Raw genomic sequence first — 21,344 nt, forward strand, 5'->3', positions numbered from 1 at the left:
GAGCGGCTCAGGGGCAGGTACCGAGCATCTCCTGCAGGGCCTGCTTCTCGGGCGGGGTCACGGACAGGCCGTACTTCGCCTTGATCCCGGTGTAGCGCCGCGCGTACTCGCACCAGAAGCTCTTCAGGGGCGGCTTCCACTTGTCGGCGGTCTTGCTGCTCTTGTCGTAGTTGGTCTGCTTGTCCACGGCGAGCAGCACGTCCAGGTCGTTGGCGTACTCAAGCCGGCGCCGCGGGGTCCAGGCGTAGGCGCCCGCGCGCCAGGCGGCGCCGAGGGCTACGACGTGGTCGGTCTGGATCTGCGAGGCGCGGCGGTAGTAGTAGGGGAGCTCCTTGCCCGTGTACGGGTCCTTCAGCACCCCGGAGAGCACGACGCACGGGTTGCGGTCCCCCTCGCGCAGTTCCCCGAGGTCCCTCCTGAGGACGTCGTCCCGGGTGTCGCACCCGTTGCGGCCGCCGACGGCGTCGGTCTCGTCGGACCAGTACTTGCCGAAGTTCTCGCGCTTGTACGTCTCCCAGTTCTTGCCCCACTCCACGGTCAGCTTCCCCAGCTGAGCCTTGGCGCCGGCCGCGTCCGGCGGGAACCCGGCGCTCGTGAGCGGCACCTGCGCGACGAGTGCGGCGGCGCTGGCGTGAGCGGTCTCGCCGTCCCCGTGGTGGCACCCGCTGAGCAGCAGTGCCGCCGCGACGGCGATCAGCGGAGCAGGACGTCCCATGGCTCGGAGCCTAGGCCCCGCCCCGGGACCCGGCACCCCGGCACGACGCCCGGGGCTCCGCCCCCGGTGACGGCGCCGCGGGGTCAGGACCCTCCGCGCAGCCGCTCCCGGACCTTCTCCACCACGTCCGCGTACCGCGCCTCCGCGCCGTACCGCGTCGGTTCGTAGTACTGCTTCCCGTGCACCTCGTCGGGCGCGTACTGCTGCGCGGCGATACCGCCCGGCACGTCGTGCGGGTACACGTACCCCACCGCGTGCCCCAGCTTCGCCGCCCCCTTGTAGTGCCCGTCCCGCAGATGCGCCGGCACGGACCCGGCCAGCCCCGCCCGGACGTCCGCCAGCGCCGCCCCGATCGCGGTCGTGGCGGTGTTCGACTTGGGGGCCAGCGCCAGCGCGATGGTCGCGTGCGAGAGGGTCAGCGCCGCCTCCGGGAAGCCGATCATCGCCACCGCCTGGGCCGCCGCCACCGCGAGCGGCAGGGCCGTCGGGTCCGCCAGCCCGATGTCCTCGCTCGCCGAGATCATCAGCCGGCGCGCGATGAACCGGGGGTCCTCCCCCGCCTCGATCATCCGCGCCAGATAGTGCAGCGCCGCGTCCACGTCCGAGCCCCGGATCGATTTGATCAGCGCGCTCGCCACGTCGTAGTGCTGGTCGCCGTCCCGGTCGTACTTGACCGCGGCCCGGTCGACGGCCTCCTCCACGGTCTGGAGGCTGATCTCCGGCTCGCCCTTGGCGATCGCCGAGCCCGCGCCCGCCTCCAGCGCCGTCAGTGCCCGCCGCGCGTCACCGCCGGCGATCCGCAGCAGGTGGGCCTCCGCGTCCGGCGGCAGGGTGACCGCCCCGCCGAGGCCCCGCTCCTCGGTCAGTGCCCGGTGCATCAGCGCACTCAGGTCCTCGTCCGTCAGCGGCTCCAGCGTCAGCAGGAGCGAACGCGAGAGCAGCGGGGAGATGATCGAGAAGTACGGGTTCTCCGTGGTCGCGGCGATCAGCGTGACCCAGCGGTTCTCCACGGCCGGCAGCAACGAGTCCTGCTGCGCCTTGCTGAACCGGTGGATCTCGTCGAGGAAGAGGACGGTGTCCTTGCCGTACCCGCCGGCCGCGCGCTTGGCGCCCTCGATGACGGCCCGCACCTCTTTCACACCGGCCGTGATCGCGGACAGCTCCACGAACCGCTTCTTCGTCGCCTGGCTCACCACATAGGCGAGCGTGGTCTTCCCGATGCCCGGCGGACCCCAGAGGATCACCGAGGAGGCCCCGGCCGGGCCGCCCGCCCCGTCCCCGACGAGCCGCCGCAGTGGCGAGCCGGGCTTCAGCAGGTGCTGCTGGCCGACGACCTCGTCCAGGGTGCGCGGGCGCATCCGGACGGCGAGCGGAGAACTGGAGGGGTCCTTCGCCTGGCGGTCCTCGGCGGCGGCGGTGAAGAGATCTGGTTCCACACCGGAAGCCTATGCGAGGCCACCGACAGGCCCGGCCGTCGCACCGGCCTGCCTCAGGAGGTCCAGAAGTCCCACCAGCGGGTCAGGATCAGCATGCCGATGATCCCGATGTGCAGGACGGGCAGTACCCAGGTGAACTCGTCGAAGAAGCCGCGCAGCCAACCGGGGGCTCCCAGCAGCCGGTGGCGGACGTTGTGGGAGGTGACGTACCAGAACATGACGATGGTGGCGACCCACGCCAGGCAGCACCACAGGCACAGGGAGTTGATGTTGTAGAGCGACTGGTACATCAGCCAGGTGCAGAAGCCCACGCCGAAGAGCATCCCGGCGTTCAGCGTCAGCCAGTACCAGCGCGGGAAGCGCGCCCCGGCCAGCAGGCTCACGCCGACGCAGACGACGACGGCGTAGGTGACCAGGCCCAGCATCGGGTTGGGGAAGCCGAAGACGGCCGCCTGGTCGCTCTTCATGATGTTGCCGCAGGACACGATCGGGTTGAGGCTGCAGCCCGGCGTGAAGTTGGGGTCCTCCAGCAGCTTGAACTTGTCGATCGTGATGACCCAGGCGGCGAGCAGTCCCGCGGCTCCCGTGATCACCAGCAGCAGGGCCAGCGCCCGGCCGGCGCCGACGGACGTCCGCGGCTCGGCGGTGTCCGTATCGGTCCCTCGTGTCGTCATCCGCCCGCTCCACATCTGCAAGGTCATCAAGCACCGGCCATTGTGCCGTACGCCAACGGCCGTCCACCGTTCGACGGACATAAGGAGGTACGCACGGGGGGGTGCCCCTATGGGTTTGGTCAAGGTGATGGGGCGGTCTGGGGTTCGTAGAAGGTGCCGTCTCGGAGCATGGCGAAGAGGACGTCGGCTCGTCGTCGGGCGAGGCAGAGGAGTGCTTGGGTGTGGTGTTTGCCCTGGCTGATCTTCTTGTCGTAGTAGGCCCGGGAGGCCGGGTCGGCGAGGGCTGCGAACGCGGAGAGGAAGAAGGCCCGTTTGAGCTGCTTGTTTCCGCGTCGGGATGGTTGCTCGCCGCGGATCGACGAACCGGAACTGCGGGTCGTCGGGGCGAGGCCGGCATAGGCAGCGAGGTGAGCGGCGGACGGGAACGAACTGCCGTCGCCGACGTCGATGAGGATGCGGGCTCCGGTCCTGACGCCGATCCCCGGCATGGACGTCAGGACCTTGGAAAGAGGGTGGAGCTCCAGCAGTTCCTCGATCCGGGCTGCGAGGAGTTTTCGCTGGTCAAGCACTGCCTGGAGAGAGTTGGCGAGGCTGGGGACGATCAATGCGGCCGCGTCGGTGCCCGGGACGACGACGGTCTGCTCGTCCAGAGCCGTGAAGATGTCCTCGACCAGCCGCTCGGCCATCCGCGGCGCCTTGGGACGTATCAAGGTCACGAGGCGACGGCGTCCGGCCTTGCGGATCTGGGCTGGGGAACCGAACTGGTCGAGGAGCTTGAGCACCGCCGGATGCTGCACTCGCGGGCCCAGGACCCGTTCCAGCGACGGATGGATCTGCGTGAGAAGGCCGCGGAGACGGTTGCTGATCCGGGTTGCCTCACCCGCGAGGTCGTCGTCGAAGCCGACGATCATCTCCAGCTCGGCGATGGTTTCCTCCTCGAGATCGACCGAGCGGAGCGTGTGGGGCATGACGCGGGCCGCGTCCGCGATGACGAACGCGTCGCGGGCATCAGTCTTGGCCTCGCCCGGATAGAGATCAGCGATCCGTCGCATCGTCAGCCCGGGCAGATAGGCGACCGGGCAGCCCATGTCCCTCGCGACTGCGAGCGGCAGAGCGCCGATGGAGGCCGGCTGGTCGACCACGACCAGCACGGTCCCGTGCTTGGCCTGCAGTCTCCCGAAGACCTCGCGGAGCTTGGGCTCACTGTTGGGCAGCCGCTTATCGAAGGCCTTCTTCCCGGCCGGCGTGACGGCGGTGGCGTGGTGTTCGCCCTTGCCGACGTCCAGGCCGAGGAAGGCGCCGATGCCGCTGATGTCGATCACGTGCGTCCTCCGGTCGTCCCCGTCGCCCGGCCGTCCCACGGCACCGATCGCCACATCCACATTACGAAGAGCCTCCCGACCTGCGAAGAAGCCGGTGGTCATGCCCCTAATCAGCGGTCTGTCGATGCCTCCGGAGCCGGTGACACCACCCCCCAAGACATGCGATCGACAGGGGGAGAAAGTCATGCCGACTCCGAAGGCCGGGCGCCCCGTTGCGGGGCAACCAAAACGGTAATGGGGGGACCGGTGGACGGACTCGATCCGACGATCCGTCGAGCACCTCGCCCGCTACCACCCGGCCGGTGTACCTCGGTGCGGGGTCTGGGGCGGAGCCCCGGGAAACGGCGAAGGGGCGGGGCGGGGAGAGCTCCGCGCAGCGGCTCCCCCTGCCCCGCCCCACTCGGCGGCAGCGACGGTCAGGCCAGCTTCGCCCGGACCGCGTCCACGACATCGGCCAGGGCGACCGGAGTCTGCTCCCCGGACTGCATGTCCTTCAGCTGGACCACGCCCTCTTCGAGGTCCCGGTCCCCGGCGACCAGCGCGAACCGCGCCCCACTGCGGTTCGCGTCCTTCATCGCGCCCTTGAGGCCCTTGCCCCCGTACGAGATGTCCGCGGCCACACCGGCCCGCCGGAGCTCGGTCACCAGACCGAACAGCACCGGCTTCGCCGCGCCCAGCGCCACCGCGAAGACGGAGGTCGCGGCCGGGATGTCCAGCGCGACGCCCTCGGCCTCGAGCGCCAGCACCGTACGGTCCACGCCCAGCGCCCAGCCCACCGAGGGCAGAGCCGGCCCGCCGATCATCTCGGAGAGGCCGTCGTAGCGGCCGCCGCCGCCGACCGCCGACTGGGAGCCCAGGCCGTCGTGCACGAACTCGAAGGTGGTGCGCGTGTAGTAGTCCAGCCCGCGCACCAGCTTCTCGTCGTCCTCGAAGACGACCCCGGCCGCCGTCACCAGCGCCCGCACCTCCTCGTGGTACGTCTTGCAGGCGTCGCAGAGGTAGTCCCGCAGCATCGGCGCGCCGACCAACTGCTTCTGGACGGACTCCCGCTTGTCGTCGAGGACGCGCAGCGGGTTGATCTCGGCCCGGCGGACGGTGTCCTCGTCCAGGTCCAGCCCGCGCAGGAAGGCCTGGAGGGCCTCCCGGTACACCGGCCGGCACTCCTTGTCGCCCAGCGAGTTGAGCAGGATCCGGAAGTTGCGCAGGCCCAGCGAGCGGTACGCCTGGTCGGCCAGGATGATCAGCTCGGCGTCCAGCGCGGGGTCCTCGGCGCCGATCGCCTCGGCGCCGACCTGGGAGAAGTGGCGGTAGCGGCCGGCCTGGGCCCGCTCGTAGCGGTAGTACGAGCCGGAGTACCAGAGCTTGACGGGCAGGCCGCCGAGCTTGTGCAGGTTGCCCTGCAGGGCCGCGCGGAGCACGGAGGCGGTGCCCTCGGGGCGGAGCGCCAGCTGGTCGCCGCCCTTCGTCGTGAGCGTGTACATCTCCTTGCTGACGATGTCGGTGGACTCCCCGACACCGCGCGAGAACAGCTCGACGTTCTCGAAGCCGGGGGTCTCCACGTACCCGTACCCGGAGTTCCTCAGCGGCGCGGAGATCGCCTCGCGCACCGCCAGGAAGGTGGCGGAGCGGGGCGGCAGCAGGTCGTACGTGCCCTTGGGGGCCTGAAAAGTACTCACGAAACTCTCGTCACATTCCTCGTCGTGGAGACGTGAAGCCGTCTCCCAGGCCGGCGGCCACCTGCCGCAGGTAAGGGTTGGTGGCGCGCTCACGGCCAATGGTCGTGTGCTCGTTGTGTCCGGGCAGCACCACGGTCGAGTCGTCGAGCGGCAGGCACACGCGGGCCAGCGACTCGAGCATGTCGGCGTGGCTGCCGCCGGGGAAGTCGGTACGCCCGATGGAGCCGGCGAAGAGCAGGTCGCCCGAGAACAGCAGCGGGGGAACGTCCCCCGCCACGGGCGTCCCGAAGGTCACCGACCCCCTGGTATGGCCGGGGGCGTGCGAGACGGTGAGCTCCATGCCCGCGAGGGCGAGCTTCGCGCCGTCGGTCAGTTCCTTCACGTCGGACGGTTCCCCCACCGTGAGCTCGCCCATGAGCTGCGCGCCCAGCGAGCGGCCGAGGGCCTTCTCCGGGTCGCTCATCATGAAGCGGTCCTCGGGGTGGATCCAGGCCGGTACGTCGTGTGCTCCGCACACCGGGACCACCGAGGCCACATGATCGATGTGGCCATGGGTGAGCACGACCGCGACGGGCTTGAGCCGGTGCTTCCTCAGCGTCTCCTCGACACCCTGGGTGGCCTGGTGGCCGGGGTCGATGATGACGCACTCCTCACCGGCGGCGGGGGCGACCACGTAGCAATTGGTCCCCCAGGCCCCGGCCGGGAATCCGGCAATCAGCACGTTCGTCCTCAATCGTCGTCCGGCGGGAGGCTGCAGATCGGAATGCTGCTGCTCAGAGCCTACCGGCGCCGCTCATTACACAGCGAACCCATATACGGTACGGCCTAACCCAGCCCGGACAGTGGTACCAGACACGCACAAGGAGACGACCCGGTGGTCACGAGCGATCAGCGGCGGCGCCAGCTCGCCAGGGAGAAGTACGAACGCCAGCAGAAGCGGCGTGCCGAGGCACGGCAGAAGACGCGCAGGCGCGCGGCCGTGGTCGGCGCGGCGGTGGCCGTGGTCGTCGCGACGCTGGTCGGCCTCGTGGTCGGCGGCGTCTTCGACAAGGACAAGAAGGACGAGGCGGCCGATCCGGCCGCGACCCCCTCGGCCTCGCCCACCCCGCAGCAGTCCCCCTCCCCGGCGATGGCGATCGACGCCAAGGCGAAGTACACCTTCGACCTGAAGACCAGCGCGGGCGACGTCAAGTTCGAGATGGACGCGGCGAAGACCCCGCAGACGGTCAACTCGTTCAAGTCGCTCGCCGACAAGAACTTCTTCGACAACACCAAGTGCCACCGCCTGACGACGAGCGGGATCTTCGTCCTGCAGTGCGGCGACCCGCAGGGCACCGGCATGGGCGGCCCCGGCTACACCATCGCCGACGAGAACCTCGACTCCCTCGGCAAGGCCAACGAGCAGGGTCAGGTCGTCTACCCGGCGGGCACCGTGGCGATGGCCAACACCGGCCAGCCCGGCTCCGGCGGCAGCCAGTTCTTCCTGGTCTACAAGGACAGCCCGCTGGCTCCCTCGTACACCCCCTTCGGCAAGATCGACGCGGCCGGCCTGAAGGTGCTCGAAGAGGTGGCCAAGGCCGGTACGGCCGACGGCGGTCAGGACGGGGCCCCCAAGACCCCCGTGACCATCGAGAAGGGCACCGTCACCCAGAACTGACCCCGGACCAGGCGGCCCGAGCCCGGACTTCGGCCGCGCTGGCCGCGCCCGCACGCCGATATTCCGTCGTGCTGGATGCGGACAGCCGGCCCGGCGGTCGCCTATGTTGGCGTTGTGCAGGGCGGGCGCGGCCCGCCCCAGGAAACTGTGGACGATGCCCAGGGGGTGAACCCCTCGCAAGGCATCAGGTGGAGGAGGCGCTGTGAGCAGCGACCCGTGGGGCCGAGTCGACGAGACCGGCACCGTGTACGTGCGTACTGCCGATGGCGAGAAGGTCGTCGGCTCGTGGCAGGCCGGCACCCCGGAGGAGGCCCTGGCCTACTTCGAGCGCAAGTACGAGGGCCTGGTGGTCGAGATCGGCCTCCTGGAACGACGGGTGCGGACCACCGATCTGCCCGCCAAGGACGCCCAGACGGCGATCGAGCACCTGCGCACGCAGGTGGACGAGCACCACGCCGTCGGCGACCTCGACGCACTGCGCGTCCGGCTGGACAAGCTGGTGTCGACCGTGGACTCGCGGCGCGAGGAGCGCAAGGTCCAGAAGGCCAAGCAGACGGACGAGGCCCGTACGGCCAAGGACGCGCTGGTGGCCGAGGCCGAGGAGCTGGCGCAGAGCGACCAGTGGCGCAGCGCCGGTGAGCGGCTGCGGGCGCTGGTGGACATCTGGAAGGGTCTCCCCCGCCTCGACCGCAAGTCGGACGACGAGCTGTGGCACCGCTTCTCGCACGCCCGCTCCGCCTTCTCCAAGCGCCGCAAGGCCCACTTTGCGTCGCTCGACGCGCAGCGCGAGGACGCCCGCAAGGTCAAGGAGAAGCTGGTCGCGGAGGCCGAGGCACTGTCGAAGTCGGCCGACTGGGGCCCGACGGCCGCCCGCTACCGCGAGCTGATGGAGAGCTGGAAGGCCGCCGGCCGTGCCCAGCGCGAGTCCGAGGACGATCTGTGGAACCGTTTCCGCGGCGCCCAGGACGTCTTCTTCGCGGCGCGCAGCGAGGTCTTCGCGGAGCGCGACGCCGAACAGGTGGAGAACCTGAAGCTGAAGGAGGAGCTGGCCGATGAGGCCGAGAAGCTCGTCCCGATCACGGACCTGAAGGCGGCCCGCGCCGCGTTCCGTTCCCTGAACGAGCGCTGGGAGGCCATCGGCCATGTACCGCGGGACGCGCGTCCCAAGGTCGAGGGCCGGATGCACGCCGTCGAGCGGGCCGTCCAGGAGGCCGAGGAAGGCGAGTGGCGCCGTACGAACCCGGAGGCGCGGGCCCGTGCGGCCGGTCTGACGGGTCAGCTGCAGGCGGCGGTCGACAAGCTGCGCACGCAGATCGACGCCGCGCGCGCGACGGGCAACAACTCCAAGGCCGACAAGCTGTCCCGGGAGCTGGAGGGCCGGCAGGCCCTGCTCGACCAGGCGCTGAAGGGCCTGGAGGAGTTCGGCGGCTGATTCCCGGCCGCCCCGCACGTGGGAGGGCCCCGGTACGGATTTCCGTACCGGGGCCCTCCCGTGTGGTGCGCGGCCCGCAGAGGCCTTCGTGCGGCCTCGTGCGGTCCGGTTACGGCCTGCGGGCGGAGGTCACCCGGTAGACGTCGTAGACGCCCTCGACGCCCCGTACGGCCTTCAGGACGTGCCCCAGGTGCTTCGGGTCGCCCATCTCGAAGGTGAACCGGGAGGTGGCCACCCGGTCGCGGGAGGTCTGCACGGCCGCCGAGAGGATGTTCACGTGCTGGTCCGACAGGACCCGGGTGACGTCCGACAGCAGTCGGGACCGGTCCAGCGCCTCGACCTGGATGGCGACCAGGAAGACGGAGGACTGGGTGGGCGCCCACTCGACCTCCAGCATCCGCTCGGGCTGCTGGGAGAGCGAGTCGACGTTGACGCAGTCCGCGCGGTGCACCGAGACGCCGCTGCCGCGCGTGACGAACCCGATGATGGGGTCGCCCGGCACGGGGGTGCAGCAGCGGGCCAGCTTGACCCACACGTCGTCGACGCCCTTGACGACCACACCGGGGTCGGCGTTGCCGCGCCGCTTGCTGCGGCCGCGGGCCGGCGGAATGCTGTCCTCGATGTCCTCGTTGGCCGCGTCCTCGCCACCGAGGGCCTGGACCAGCTTCTGGACGACTCCCTGCGCGGTGACGTGGCCTTCGCCGATCGCCGCGTAGAGCGAGGAGATGTCGGGATAGCGCATCTCGTGCGCGAGGGTGACGAGGGAGTCCCCGGTCAGGATCCGCTGGATCGGCAGGTTCTGCTTGCGCATGGCCCGCGCGATGGCGTCCTTGCCGTGCTCGATCGCCTCGTCCCGACGCTCCTTGGAGAACCAGGCACGGATCTTGTTGCGGGCCCTGGGGGACTTGACGAAGCCCAGCCAGTCGCGGGACGGGCCGGCCCCCTCGGCCTTGGAGGTGAACACCTCGACCAGGTCCCCGTTGTCGAGGGTCGACTCGAGCGGTACGAGCCGCCCGTTGACCCGCGCTCCTATGGTCCGGTGGCCGACCTCGGTGTGGACTGCGTACGCGAAGTCCACGGGGGTGGCTCCGGCCGGCAGCGCGATGACGTCGCCCTTGGGCGTGAAGACGAAGACCTCGTTGCGGGACAGGTCGAAGCGCAGCGAGTCGAGGAACTCGCCGGGGTCCTCGGTCTCCTTCTGCCAGTCCAGCAGCTGGCGCAGCCACGCCATGTCGTTGACCGTGTCGTGGCCCGCGCTGCCCTTGGCGGCCTGCGGCACGTCGGTGCGGACCTTGGAGGTGCCGGCGACGGTCTGCTGCTTGTACTTCCAGTGCGCGGCGATGCCGTACTCGGCGCGGCGGTGCATGTCGAAGGTGCGGATCTGGAGCTCGACCGGCTTGCCGCTGGGTCCGATGACCGTCGTGTGGAGCGACTGGTACATGTTGAACTTCGGCATCGCGATGTAGTCCTTGAACCGGCCGGGGACCGGGTTCCATCGCGCGTGCACCGTACCGAGGGCGGCGTAGCAGTCCCGCACCGTGTCCACCAGGACGCGGATCCCGACCAGGTCGTAGATCTCGGCGAAGTCGCGGCCCCGCACGATCATCTTCTGGTAGACGCTGTAGTAGTGCTTGGGCCGGCCGGTGACGGTGGCCTTGATGCGTGCGGCCCGGAGGTCGGCCTGCACCTCGTCGGTGACGACGGTGAGGTACTCGTCCCGCTTGGGGGCCCTTTCGGCCACCAGCCGCACGATCTCGTCGTACATCTTGGGGTAGAGGATCGCGAAGGCGAGGTCCTCGAGCTCCCACTTGATGGTGTTCATGCCCAGCCGGTGTGCCAGCGGGGCGTAGATCTCGAGGGTCTCGCGGGCCTTCTTCTCCTGCTTCTCCCGCTTGAGGTAGCGCATGGTGCGCATGTTGTGCAGGCGGTCGGCCAGCTTGATGACCAGGACCCGGGGGTCCTTGGCCATGGCCACGACCATCTTGCGGACGGTCTCGGCCTGGGCCGCCTCGCCGAACTTGACCCGGTCGAGCTTGGTGACGCCGTCGACGAGCAGGGTCACCGCGTCTCCGAAGTCGCGCCGCAGGTCCTCCAGCCCGTACTCGGTGTCCTCGACGGTGTCGTGCAGCAGGCCTGCCATCAGCGTGGCGGGGTCCATGCCCAGCTCGGCGAGGATCGTCGTCACCGCGAGCGGGTGGGTGATGTACGGGTCACCGCTCTTGCGCTTCTGGCCGCGGTGCCAGCGCTCCGCGACCTGGTACGCCTGCTCGATCTGGCGCAGCGTCTCCGTGGAGATCTTCGGGTCGTTGCTGCGGACTATGCGGAGCAGCGGTTCCAGCACCGGGTTGTACGGGTTGGAACGCTGGACGCCGAGGCGGGCCAGTCGCGCGCGCACCCGGTTGGACGACCCGGCCGACTTCGCGGACGCGGGCTTGGCCGGCGGCGCGGGGGCCGGCGGGGGGGTGGCCGGGGCCGCCGCGATCGCCTCGGGCTGCGGATCGGGCTGCGCGGCGGGGATTGGCTGGACCTCGTCTGGCAAGAGCGCTCCTCACGGGGGTCCCCCCGGACGGAGTCTGGGGGAGGATCCGGTGCCCGTGTTCCGGTCCGGACAACCCATCGTAGCGAGGGTTGCGCCACCCCGTTCCCCGAGCCCGGGCCCCGGGCGCCCCGGCACGGTCCACCGGTCCGCTCCGGGCCCGCGCGGCGGCCCGCACACGCGGAAGCGGGCGTGCACCGGGAGGTCCCCGGTGCCCGCCCGCTTCACGGACAGCGTGGTCAGACCACGATCAGCGCGTCGAGCGGAGCCCCCGCGAGGGGGCCCGCCAGCCGCTCACGGCCCGGCAGGAACGACAGTTCCATCAGGACCGCGACACCCGCGACCTCCGCACCCGCCCGCCGGATCAGCTCCAGCGAGGCACCCGCGGTGCCACCGGTGGCCAGTACGTCGTCGATGACCATGACCCGGTCCCCGGCGTCGAGCGCCTCCGCGTGGATCTCGATCTCCGCCGAGCCGTACTCCAGCTCGTAGGACTGCAGCAGGGTCGCCCCGGGCAGCTTCCCGGCCTTGCGCACCGGCACGAAGCCGATGCCCGCCTGCACGGCCACCGGAGCCGCCAGGATGAACCCCCGCGCCTCCAGTCCGACGATCTTCGTCGCTCCGTACCGCCGGGCCAGTTCCACCAGCGCGTCCGTCAGGGCGCCGAACGCCTGCGGGTCGGCCAGCAGCGGAGTGATGTCCTTGAACATCACTCCCGGCTTCGGGTAGTCCGCCACATCCGTGATCCGGCTGAGGAGCAGCTCCCGTACGCCGGCGGACAGCTCCGTGGTCACCGGCGACGACCCGAGCGGCCCTGCGCCACGACCTGCGGCGCGTCCTCGGTCTCGAAGCCGTCCTCGGACGATTCGCCCTTGCCGGCCGCCCGCTTGGCGAGCACCCGCTTCTTCAGCGCCTTCATCGCCGGCTCGCGCTCCTTCAGGTCCACGACCAGCGGGGTCGCGATGAAGATCGACGAGTAGGCACCGGCCGCGAGGCCGACGAACAGCGACAGCGAGATGTCGTTCAGCATGCCGGCGCCCAGGAAGCCGCCGCCGATGAAGAGCAGCGCCCCGACGGGGAGCAGCGCGACGACGGTGGTGTTGATCGAGCGGACCAGCGTGCCGTTGATGCTGCGGTTGGCGACCTCGCTGAACGTCCAGCGGGTCTGCTTGGTGATGTCCTTCGAGCCCTCCTTGAGACCGTCGAAGACGACGACGGTGTCGTAGAGGGAGTAACCGAGGATGGTCAGCAGGCCGATGACCGTACCCGGGGTGACCTCGAAGCCGACCAGCGCGTACACGCCGACCGTGATCGTGAGGTCGTGGATCAGCGCGATCAGTGCCGCGATCGCCATCCGCCACTCGAAGGCGATGGCGAGGTAGATCACCACGAGGACCATGAACACGCCGAGGCCGGTCCAGGCCTTGTTGGCGATCTGCTCGCCCCAGCTGGGGCCGACCAGGTCGGCGTTGATCTGGCCCGCGTCGACCTTGAGGTCGGTGGCGAGCTTGGCCTTCACGCCGGCGGCCTCGTCGGTGTCCAGACCCGAGATCTGGATGCGCAGGCCGCCGGTGCCGAGCTTCTGGACGATCGCGTCATGGCCGGAGGCCTTCTCCGCGTCCTCACGGGCCTGGGTCTCCGAGACGGAGGTCTTCGGGGTGGTGAAGACGGCACCGCCCTTGAACTCGATGCCCATGTTGAGGCCCGAGACGGCCAGGGCCACGATCGCCGTGATGGTGATCAGGATGGAAACGCCGTACCAGACGAAGCGCTTGCCGACGAAGTCGTAGCCGACCTCACCTCGGTACAGCTTGGCGCCGAGATCTCCGAGCTTCGACATCCCTCACGCCTCCTTTGCGTCGACGGGGGCGGAGACGGTCGCGGCGGCCGCGCCGGAGCCGGTACGACGCGAGCGTCGCAGCGGCGGCTTCGCGCCCAGTCGCTTCGGGTCCAGCCCGGACCACGGGTGACCGCTGGAGAAGAAGGCCGTACGGGCCAGCAGCGTCATGACGGGCTTGGTGAAGAGGAACACCACGACCACGTCGAGCAGGGTCGTCAGACCCAGGGTGAACGCGAAGCCCTGCACCTTGCCGACGGTGACGATGAACAGCACCGCGGCCGCCAGGAACGACACGAAGTCGGAGACCAGGATGGTGCGCCGGGCACGCGGCCAGGCGCGCTCGACGGCCGGACGCAGCGTGCGGCCCTCGCGGATCTCGTCCCGGATGCGTTCGAAGTACACGATGAACGAGTCCGCGGTGATACCGATCGCGACGATCGCACCGCAGACGGCGGGCAGGTTCAGCGCGAAGCCGATGCCCTTGCCGAGCAGCGCCATGATCGTGTACGTCAGGATACCGGAGACGATGAGGCTGATGATGGCGACGAACGCCAGGCCCCGGTAGTACGCCAGCAGGTAGATCACGACGAGCGCGAGGCCGATGGCACCGGCGATGAGGCCGGCCTTCAGCTGCTCGCCGCCGAGCGCGGCGGTGACGGTGGTGACACTGTCCTCCTGGAAGGACAGCGGCAGGGCGCCGTACGAGAGCATGTTGCCCAGGTCCATCGCCGACTGCTGGGTGAAGCCGCCGGAGATCTCGGCGTTGCCGCCGGTCAGCGCCTGGCTGACGGACGGGTCGGAGATGACCTCGCCGTCGAGCACGATCGCGAACTGGTTCTGCGGGGACTGCTTGGCCGCCAGCTCACCGGTGATCTTGGCGAACTTGTCGGCGCCCTTGTCGGTGAACTGCATCGTGACGATCCAGGCACCGCGCTGCGGGTCGATCTGACCCTTGGCGTCCTTCACGTCCTGGCCGTTGACCTGGGCCGGGCCGAGGACCCACTTGCCCCAGGCGTCGCCGCGCTTGCCACAGGCGAGCGTCGGGTCCTCGGGCTTGACGTTCTTGCTCACGGCGGCGCGCTGCGCCTCGTTGCTGCAGTCCAGCGCGGCGAACTTCGCCTGCAGGTCGGCAGCGGCGGCCTGGTCGGCGCTGGGGGCCGAGGGCGACGTGGACGGGGCGGCCTTGTCGTCTGCCTTCTTCGACTCGCTCGCCGAGGGCGAGGGAGAGGGGGCGTTCGGGGCCTTGAGGGCCTCGCTGAGCGCACGGCCCTGGGAAGTGGCGCTGGACGACGGAGTGGGTGCGCTCGCGGACGGAGAACCGGAACCGCTCGTGGACGGGCTCGGAGAGCCGCTCGAGTTGGCCTCGGGGACGACCGGGGCACCGTCCGCCGTGGCGAGCACCGGGCGGAAGTAGAGCTGGGCGGTCGTACCGACCTGCTCGCGCGCCTGCTGCTCGTTCGTCCCCTTGGGGATGTTCACGATGATGTGGTCTTTGCCCTGCGTCTGGACCTCGGCCTCCGAGACGCCGAGACCGTTGACGCGGCGTTCGATGATGCCGACCGCCGTGTTCATGTTGGTCTCGTTGATCGCGTCCGGCTTGCCGGGCTCGCTCTTGGCCTTGAGCGTGATGCTCGTACCGCCGGCGAGGTCGATGCCGAGTCGCGGCGTCGTCTGACCCGTGAGGAACATCCCCGCGGTGAGCGCCACCATCGCGATCAGGATGAGGGCCAGGGCGCGCCCCGGCCTCCCCTGAGCCCCCGTGGGCCGCCGGCCCTTCTTCGGTGCTGCCACCTTGTCGTTTCTCCCTGTCCAACCGTCCCGCGCCGGGTCAGCGCGCGGACGGCCACGAAATGTGTGTGGGGACCCCTGCCCCCCGCAGAAGGGTCGCTGGAGGGAACCGCCGGAGCCGCCGATCAGGCGCCCTGCGCGGTCCCCCGCCCGGCGCTACTTCGCGCCGGCCTCGCCGTCGGCCTTGCCGTCCTTCGGCTCGTCACCCTTGGGCTCGTCGGCCTTGGGCTCGTCCTTCTTGCCCAGGTCGAGCTTGGGGGTCTCGTCCTCGGTCAGGGAGGACGCGTCGTCCGGGACGACCGGCGTGTCGATCGTCAGATCATCGGTGATGCCGTGGACGATGCGGTTGTACTCCTCGTCCTCGAGGACAGCGCCGATGGCGTTCTTCGCGTACATCGCGTGGACGCCGGGAGCCACCTCGAGGGTGACCGTGTCGTCACCGATCTCCTTCACCGTGGCGTACATGCCGCCGATGGTGCGGACTCCGGTACCGGGCGTCAGCTGGTCGCGCATCTGCACGGCCTGCTGCTGCTTCTTCTTCTGGCTGCGGGTCAGCAGGAAGAACGCCCCGATGATCAGCACGAACGGGAGGAGGGAGATCGGATTCAAGGGACTCAGGTCCTTCGCATCGGCCGCACGAGCGCACGGCCTTTTTACGGGGGGTGGGTACGCCGACCGTAAGGGTCGGCATCGGCGGAGTCTAGGCGAGTCCGCACCGATGGAACAACGCCCAGCATCTCATCGCGGTTCCGGGCGAGGCGAACCTCCGCGCCGTCAGGTCCCGAAGAGGCCCTGTTGTCCGCTTGATCCGTTCCCGCCCTGCCGCGGCGGAACAAGTCCCAGGTGAGCCCATGCGGCCTGGGTCGCGACCCGCCCCCGCGGGGTCCTGGCCAGAAGTCCCTCCCGTACGAGGAACGGCTCGGCCACCTCTTCCACGGTCTCCCGCTCCTCGCCCACGGCGACGGCGAGCGTCGACAGGCCGACGGGTCCCCCTCCGAAGAGCTTGAGCAGCGCCTCCAGGACGGCCCGGTCCAGCCGGTCGAGCCCGCGCCCGTCGACCTCGTACACCTGCAGGGCGGTGCCGGCGACCTCGCGGTTGATCACCCCGTCGGCGCGCACCTGGGCATAGTCCCGGACGCGGCGCAGCAGCCGGTTGGCGATGCGGGGCGTACCGCGCGAGCGGCCGGCGATCTCGGCGGCGCCAGCCGTGTCGATCTCCACGTCGAGGAGGCGGGCGGAACGGTGGATGACTCGTTCCAGCTCCTCGGGGGCGTAGAACTCCATGTGCCCGGTGAAGCCGAAGCGGTCGCGCAGCGGCGGCGGGAGCAGACCGGCCCGGGTCGTGGCCCCCACCAGGGTGAACGGGGGCAGCTCCAGCGGGATCGCGGTCGCGCCGGGTCCCTTGCCGACGATCACGTCGACGCGGAAGTCCTCCATGGCCATGTACAGCATCTCCTCGGCGGGCCGGGACATGCGGTGGATCTCGTCGAGGAAGAGGACCTCGCCCTCCTGGAGGGAGGAGAGGATGGCGGCGAGGTCGCCGGCGTGCTGGATGGCGGGACCGGAGGTGATCCGGATGGGCGCGCCCATCTCGGCGGCGATGATCATGGACAGGGTGGTCTTGCCCAGCCCCGGGGCTCCCGAGAGCAACACGTGATCGGCGGTGGCGCCGCGCTGGCGGGCCGCCTTCAGGACGAGGTCCAGCTGCTGGCGGACCTTCTCCTGCCCGACGAACTCGCCGAGGTCCTTGGGCCGCAGGGCCGCCTCGACGGCGGTGTCCTCGCCGTCCGCCGCGGCCGCCACGATCCGGTCGTCGCTCTCGTCTTCCCAGTTCACGGTGTTCAGTCTGCCTTCTCGGTGATGCGGAGGTGTACGTGCGGGCCGCCTGGGCGCGGGGGTCCGGGGGCCGGCCCCCGGCAACGGCGCCGCAGCCATGTCACCGGGCGCGGTTCAGGGACTGCAGGGCGGCGCGCAGGAGCTGCGGAACCGGGGCCGAACCGCCGGCGGCAATCGCGGCCTCGGCCTGCGGGGTCACGGCCGAGACCGCGTCCTCCGCGTCCCGGGCCGCGTAGCCCAGGCCGATCAGGGCGGCGGACAGCTGCTCCGTCCACGGGGCGGGCCCGGACGCGGCGGCGCGCTGCGCGCCGACCGTCCCGCTCGACCCCAGCGGCGCGCCCAGCTTGTCCTTCAGGTCCAGCAGGAGCTTCTGCGCGCCCTTCTTCCCGATGCCGGAGACGGCCATCAGCGCCTTCTCGTCCCCCACCGAGACCGCGATGCGCAGCGCGTCCGGGCTGTGCACCGCCAGCATCGCCTGCGCGAGCTTCGGCCCGACCCCGCTCGCGGTCTGCAGCAGCTCGAAGGTCTGCCGCTCGTCGTCGTCGGCGAAGCCGTACAGCGTCAGCGAGTCCTCCCGGACGACCAGGGACGTCGCCAGCCGGGCCGGCTCACCGATCCGCAGGCCGGCGATGGTGTTGGGCGCGCAGTGCACGGCCATGCCCACTCCCCCGACCTCGATGACGACCAGGTTGGGGGCGAGCGCGGCGACCGTGCCGCTCACGAAGGCGATCATGTGGTGCGGCCTTTCAGGGCGGAGGCGTGCTGGGCGACCGCCTGCTGGAGGCGGTTCTGCGCGGGGGCGCGCCAGATGTGGCAGATGGCGAGGGCCAGGGCGTCCGCCGCGTCGGCGGGCCTGGGCGGCGCCGACAGCCGCAGCAGCCGGGTCACCATGGCTCCGACCTGTGCCTTGTCGGCGCGACCGCTGCCGGTGACGGCGGCCTTGACCTCACTGGGGGTGTGCAGCGCGACCGGTATCCCGCGGCGCGCCGCGCACAGCATGGCGACGGCGCTCGCCTGGGCGGTGCCCATCACCGTGCTGACGTTGTGCTGGCTGAACACCCGCTCCACGGCGACGACTTCGGGCCGGTGCTCATCGAGCCAGGCTTCGATGCCCTGCTCGATCGCGACGAGCCGGAGGCCCAACTCGGCGTCCGCGGGCGTCCGTACGACCCCCACGCCCAGCATCGTCAGGGGACGTCCGGCCACCCCCTCGACGACCCCGACACCACATCGGGTCAGCCCCGGGTCAACGCCGAGTACGCGCACCCCGCCCCCTTCTTCGATCTCCTGTACGTGCAGCTTCGCAGGTTATCGGGTGCCACTGACAAAGCAGCGGGCCGACGGGGTGTGCCCCCGTCGGCCCGCTGCCCGATGCCGTGAGCGCGAAGGCCTAGGCGTCGACCTTCTCCATGACCTCGTCCGAGACGTCGAAGTTGGCGAAGACGTTCTGCACGTCGTCGCTGTCCTCCAGCGCGTCGATCAGCTTGAAGATCTTGCGCGCGCCCTCTTCGTCCAGCTCGACCTGCATGGTCGGCAGGAAGTTGGAGTCGGCCGAGTCGTAGTCGATGCCCGCCTGCTGGAGCGCGGTACGGACCGCGACCATGTCGGTGGCCTCGCTGATGATCTCGAAGCTCTCGCCGAGGTCGTTGACCTCCTCGGCACCCGCCTCGAGCACCGTCTCCAGGACGTCGTCCTCGGAGAGCTCGCCCTTGGGCAGGAGCACGACACCCTTGCGGTTGAACAGGTACGAGACCGAACCCGGGTCCGCCATCGAGCCGCCGTTGCGGGTCATGGCGACACGCACGTCGGACGCGGCACGGTTGCGGTTGTCGGTGAGGCACTCGATGAGTACCGCGACGCCGTTCGGGCCGTAGCCTTCGTACATGATCGTCTCGTAGTCGGCGCCGCCGGCCTCGAGGCCGCCGCCGCGCTTGACCGCGGAGTCGATGTTCTTGTTCGGGACCGAGCTCTTCTTGGCCTTCTGGATGGCGTCGAAGAGGGTCGGGTTGCCATCGATGTCGGCGCCGCCCATGCGGGCCGCGACCTCGATGTTCTTGATCAGCTTCGCGAAGAGCTTGCCGCGCTTGGCGTCAACCACGGCCTTCTTGTGCTTCGTCGTAGCCCATTTAGAGTGGCCGGACATCTGCCTGTCTCCTTCGCGTCACCAACAGTGTTCGTCTCCGATCCTACCGGGACCTGATTACAGCCCCGCGCGCACCATGTCGACGAAGTACGCGTGAACCCGGTCGTCACCCGTCAGCTCGGGGTGGAACGAGGTGGCGAGCACATTGCCCTGGCGTACGGCGACGGTGTGGCCGTCGTACGTGGCGAGCACCTCGGCGGCGGCGCCGACGGACTCGACCCAGGGGGCGCGGATGAAGACGCCCTCGACGGGGCCGCCCTCGATGCCCGCGAAGTCGACCTGGGCCTCGAAGGACTCGTTCTGCCGGCCGAAGGCGTTGCGGCGCACGATCATGTCGATGCCGCCCAGGGTCTCCTGGTCCTCACGGCCGTCCAGGAGCTTGTCGGCGAGCATGATCATGCCTGCGCAGGTGCCGTAGACCGGCATCCCGGCCCGCACGCGCTCACGCAGCGGCTCCAGCATGCCGAACAGCACGGCGAGCTTCGACATGGTCGTGGACTCGCCGCCGGGGATGACCAGGGCGTCGACCTCGGCCAGCTCCTCGGGACGCCGGACCGGCCTGGCCACGGCGTCAGCCGAGGCCAGGGCGATCAGGTGCTCCCGTACGTCGCCCTGGAGTGCCAGGACACCAATCACGGGGGTGGTCATGGTGATGACTACCAGCCGCGGTTGGCGTAGCGCTCGGACTCGGGGAGGGTGTCGCAGTTGATGCCGACCATGGCCTCGCCCAGGTTGCGGGAGGCGTCCGCGATGATCTTCGGGTCGTCGTAGAAGGTGGTGGCCTTCACGATGGCGGCGGCGCGCTTGGCCGGGTCGCCCGACTTGAAGATGCCGGAGCCGACGAAGACGCCCTCGGCACCGAGCTGGCGCATCAGCGCGGCGTCGGCCGGGGTGGCGACGCCACCGGCGGAGAACAGCACGACCGGGAGCTTGCCGAGCTCGGCGACCTCCTTGACCAGCTCGTACGGGGCGCGCAGCTCCTTGGCGGCGGCGAACAGCTCGTTGTTGTCGTAGCCGCGCAGGCGGGCGATCTCGTTCTTGATCTGGCGCAGGTGGCGGACGGCCTCGACCACGTTGCCGGTACCGGCCTCGCCCTTCGAGCGGATCATGGCCGCGCCCTCGGCGATGCGGCGCAGGGCCTCGCCCAGGTTGGTGGCGCCACAGACGAAGGGGGTGGTGAACGCCCACTTGTCGGAGTGGTTGACCTCGTCGGCCGGGGTCAGGACCTCGGACTCGTCGATGTAGTCGACACCGAGGGACTGCAGTACCTGGGCCTCGACGAAGTGGCCGATGCGGGACTTCGCCATGACCGGGATGGAGACGGCCTCGATGATCTCTTCGATCATGTTCGGGTCGGACATCCGGGCGACGCCGCCGTCCTTGCGGATGTCGGCGGGAACCCGCTCAAGGGCCATGACGGCCACGGCGCCGGCGTCCTCGGCGATCTTCGCCTGCTCGGCGTTGACCACGTCCATGATCACGCCGCCCTTGAGCTGCTCGGCCATGCCGCGCTTGACGCGGGAGGTGCCGATCGCCGACTCAGCGGACTGCGGGGTGGAGGGAAGCGTGCTCACGGATTGACCTCACTCGAAAGGAAAATTCAGGTGGTACTGGCGGTCTGGTGGTACTCGACCGAGCAAACCCTCTCGACCAGTCCACTGCAAGGGCCAATGTGCAGCCGGTGGCTCCTCGCGATTTGGCCATTGGGTACAAGTTACGGCCGCTCCGCCAGATCCACCGGAGGCTCGTCGTCCATCTCGAAGGCCAACGGGAAGGGCGCGTGGCCCGCCAGCCGGAACCAGCGGACCTTGCGGTGGCGGCGCAGGGCGCGGGCCGCGCGCACGGCGTCGTTGAGGAACCGCCGGGCCATCGGAACCCGGCGGACCGCCGCCGCGAGCTCCTCGGTGGCCTCCGCACCGCCCGGAGCGGCCTTGAGCGCGTCGACCTGCCCCGCGTCGGAGAACACCGCGCGCAGCGCCTGGCTGAGCTCGCTCTCGGCGACCTCGCGGTGCTCCTCCTCGGCCTGCCGGGCGGCGTGCGCGGCCTCGTACAGAACGATGGCGGAGGCGGGGTCCAGCACCCCGGAGGTGGCGACCTCCAGCACCACGGAGGCGCGGCGCACGAGCTGCGCGTCGAGCGCGGCCCGCGCGGCGTCCATCCGGGAGTGCAGCCGGTCGAGCCGCCCGGCGGTCCAGCTGAGGTACACCCCGACGAGGCCGAGCGCGAGGGCAATCCAGACAAGGGTTTCGATCACGGGCCGCGACTTTACCCCTCAACGCGCGGGGCTCC

General features: G+C 70.2%; 20 protein-coding genes. 2 read left to right on the plus strand and 18 right to left on the minus strand.

The genetic code is table 11. From position 1 onward, the window contains the following. Window positions 1-7: 7 nt before the first annotated feature. The 6 genes from OG389_RS07330 to OG389_RS07355 form a co-directional block, all read right to left on the minus strand. Window positions 8-715 carry an HNH endonuclease family protein gene (locus OG389_RS07330; RefSeq protein ID WP_328297650.1) on the minus strand — a complete coding sequence of 236 codons (708 nt, stop codon included), beginning with the start codon at window positions 713-715 and terminating at the stop codon, window positions 8-10. Between the two features lie 83 nt (window positions 716-798). Continuing rightward, complete coding sequence (locus OG389_RS07335) at window positions 799-2,151, minus strand: replication-associated recombination protein A (RefSeq protein ID WP_328297651.1); 1,353 nt, start codon at window positions 2,149-2,151, stop codon at window positions 799-801. A 53-nt stretch (window positions 2,152-2,204) separates the two neighbouring features. After that, a complete protein-coding gene (locus OG389_RS07340; RefSeq protein ID WP_328297652.1) occupies window positions 2,205-2,825 on the minus strand; it encodes a vitamin K epoxide reductase family protein in 621 nt (206 codons plus the stop codon). A 119-nt stretch (window positions 2,826-2,944) separates the two neighbouring features. Continuing rightward, window positions 2,945-4,147: an IS110 family transposase gene (locus OG389_RS07345; protein WP_328303536.1), complete on the minus strand. Its 1,203-nt coding sequence runs from the start codon at window positions 4,145-4,147 to the stop codon at window positions 2,945-2,947. 416 nt (window positions 4,148-4,563) lie between these two features. Continuing rightward, the gene (hisS, locus tag OG389_RS07350; RefSeq protein WP_328297653.1) at window positions 4,564-5,823 is read right to left on the minus strand and encodes a histidine--tRNA ligase; all 1,260 of its coding nucleotides are present in this window, start codon (window positions 5,821-5,823) and stop codon (window positions 4,564-4,566) included. Between the two features lie 10 nt (window positions 5,824-5,833). Next, the gene (locus OG389_RS07355) at window positions 5,834-6,544 is read right to left on the minus strand and encodes an MBL fold metallo-hydrolase (protein ID WP_328297654.1); all 711 of its coding nucleotides are present in this window, start codon (window positions 6,542-6,544) and stop codon (window positions 5,834-5,836) included. A gap of 153 nt (window positions 6,545-6,697) precedes the next feature. Here OG389_RS07355 and OG389_RS07360 point away from each other — a divergent pair, with 153 nt between their 5' ends. Together OG389_RS07360 and OG389_RS07365 are read left to right on the plus strand one after the other, a co-directional pair. Further along, the gene (locus OG389_RS07360) at window positions 6,698-7,480 is read left to right on the plus strand and encodes a peptidylprolyl isomerase (protein WP_328297655.1); all 783 of its coding nucleotides are present in this window, start codon (window positions 6,698-6,700) and stop codon (window positions 7,478-7,480) included. Between the two features lie 202 nt (window positions 7,481-7,682). After that, on the plus strand, window positions 7,683-8,912 hold the full coding sequence (locus OG389_RS07365) for a DUF349 domain-containing protein (protein ID WP_328297656.1): 1,230 nt from the start codon (window positions 7,683-7,685) through the stop codon (window positions 8,910-8,912). Window positions 8,913-9,021: 109 nt separating this feature from the next. On the opposite strand, the gene OG389_RS07370 is transcribed toward OG389_RS07365, so the two are convergent. The 12 genes from OG389_RS07370 to OG389_RS07425 all read right to left on the minus strand — a co-directional run bounded on the left by OG389_RS07370 (window position 9,022) and on the right by OG389_RS07425 (window position 21,309). Beyond that, window positions 9,022-11,451 (minus strand): RelA/SpoT family protein, encoded by a 2,430-nt coding sequence (locus tag OG389_RS07370; RefSeq protein ID WP_328297657.1) that lies wholly within the window; start codon window positions 11,449-11,451, stop codon window positions 9,022-9,024. 236 nt (window positions 11,452-11,687) lie between these two features. Further along, on the minus strand, window positions 11,688-12,242 hold the full coding sequence (locus OG389_RS07375) for an adenine phosphoribosyltransferase (protein ID WP_443059220.1): 555 nt from the start codon (window positions 12,240-12,242) through the stop codon (window positions 11,688-11,690). Continuing rightward, a complete protein-coding gene (gene secF, locus OG389_RS07380; RefSeq protein WP_328297658.1) occupies window positions 12,239-13,288 on the minus strand; it encodes a protein translocase subunit SecF in 1,050 nt (349 codons plus the stop codon). The genes OG389_RS07375 and secF overlap by 4 nt, the downstream gene beginning before the upstream one ends. Before the next feature lie 3 nt (window positions 13,289-13,291). Continuing rightward, window positions 13,292-15,079, minus strand: coding sequence for a protein translocase subunit SecD (gene secD / locus OG389_RS07385; protein ID WP_328297659.1), 1,788 nt, complete (start codon window positions 15,077-15,079; stop codon window positions 13,292-13,294). A gap of 153 nt (window positions 15,080-15,232) precedes the next feature. Beyond that, window positions 15,233-15,685: a preprotein translocase subunit YajC gene (gene yajC, locus OG389_RS07390; protein WP_328297660.1), complete on the minus strand. Its 453-nt coding sequence runs from the start codon at window positions 15,683-15,685 to the stop codon at window positions 15,233-15,235. 165 nt (window positions 15,686-15,850) lie between these two features. After that, window positions 15,851-16,912, minus strand: coding sequence for a Holliday junction branch migration DNA helicase RuvB (ruvB, locus tag OG389_RS07395; protein ID WP_328297661.1), 1,062 nt, complete (start codon window positions 16,910-16,912; stop codon window positions 15,851-15,853). Window positions 16,913-17,012: 100 nt separating this feature from the next. Continuing rightward, on the minus strand, window positions 17,013-17,645 hold the full coding sequence (gene ruvA, locus OG389_RS07400; protein WP_328297662.1) for a Holliday junction branch migration protein RuvA: 633 nt from the start codon (window positions 17,643-17,645) through the stop codon (window positions 17,013-17,015). Then, window positions 17,642-18,178, minus strand: coding sequence for a crossover junction endodeoxyribonuclease RuvC (gene ruvC / locus OG389_RS07405; protein WP_328297663.1), 537 nt, complete (start codon window positions 18,176-18,178; stop codon window positions 17,642-17,644). Before ruvC ends, ruvA begins: the two co-directional genes overlap by 4 nt. 124 nt (window positions 18,179-18,302) lie before the next feature. Then, window positions 18,303-19,055: a YebC/PmpR family DNA-binding transcriptional regulator gene (locus OG389_RS07410; protein ID WP_328297664.1), complete on the minus strand. Its 753-nt coding sequence runs from the start codon at window positions 19,053-19,055 to the stop codon at window positions 18,303-18,305. A 57-nt stretch (window positions 19,056-19,112) separates the two neighbouring features. Next, the gene (pdxT, locus tag OG389_RS07415) at window positions 19,113-19,703 is read right to left on the minus strand and encodes a pyridoxal 5'-phosphate synthase glutaminase subunit PdxT (protein ID WP_328297665.1); all 591 of its coding nucleotides are present in this window, start codon (window positions 19,701-19,703) and stop codon (window positions 19,113-19,115) included. A gap of 8 nt (window positions 19,704-19,711) precedes the next feature. Further along, window positions 19,712-20,629 (minus strand): pyridoxal 5'-phosphate synthase lyase subunit PdxS, encoded by a 918-nt coding sequence (gene pdxS, locus OG389_RS07420; RefSeq protein ID WP_030294529.1) that lies wholly within the window; start codon window positions 20,627-20,629, stop codon window positions 19,712-19,714. 140 nt (window positions 20,630-20,769) lie between these two features. Beyond that, a complete protein-coding gene (locus OG389_RS07425; RefSeq protein ID WP_328297666.1) occupies window positions 20,770-21,309 on the minus strand; it encodes a hypothetical protein in 540 nt (179 codons plus the stop codon). Between the last annotated feature and the right edge of the window lie 35 nt (window positions 21,310-21,344).

Origin of the sequence: Streptomyces sp. NBC_00435 (genome assembly GCF_036014235.1) — a bacterium.
In the GTDB taxonomy this organism is placed as follows: Bacteria; Actinomycetota; Actinomycetes; order Streptomycetales; family Streptomycetaceae; genus Streptomyces.

Excerpts from the sequence above, each read along its gene's own strand:
- OG389_RS07330 (WP_328297650.1), bottom strand. The coding sequence starts at position 715 with ATGGGACGTCCTGCTCCGCTGATCGCCGTCGCGGCGGCACTGCTGCTC.
- OG389_RS07410 (WP_328297664.1), bottom strand. The coding sequence starts at position 19,055 with ATGTCCGGCCACTCTAAATGGGCTACGACGAAGCACAAGAAGGCCGTG.
- pdxT (WP_328297665.1), bottom strand. The coding sequence starts at position 19,703 with ATGACCACCCCCGTGATTGGTGTCCTGGCACTCCAGGGCGACGTACGG.
- secF (WP_328297658.1), bottom strand. The coding sequence starts at position 13,288 with ATGTCGAAGCTCGGAGATCTCGGCGCCAAGCTGTACCGAGGTGAGGTC.
- ruvA (WP_328297662.1), bottom strand. The coding sequence starts at position 17,645 with ATGATCGCCTTCGTGAGCGGCACGGTCGCCGCGCTCGCCCCCAACCTG.
- OG389_RS07340 (WP_328297652.1), bottom strand. The coding sequence starts at position 2,825 with ATGACGACACGAGGGACCGATACGGACACCGCCGAGCCGCGGACGTCC.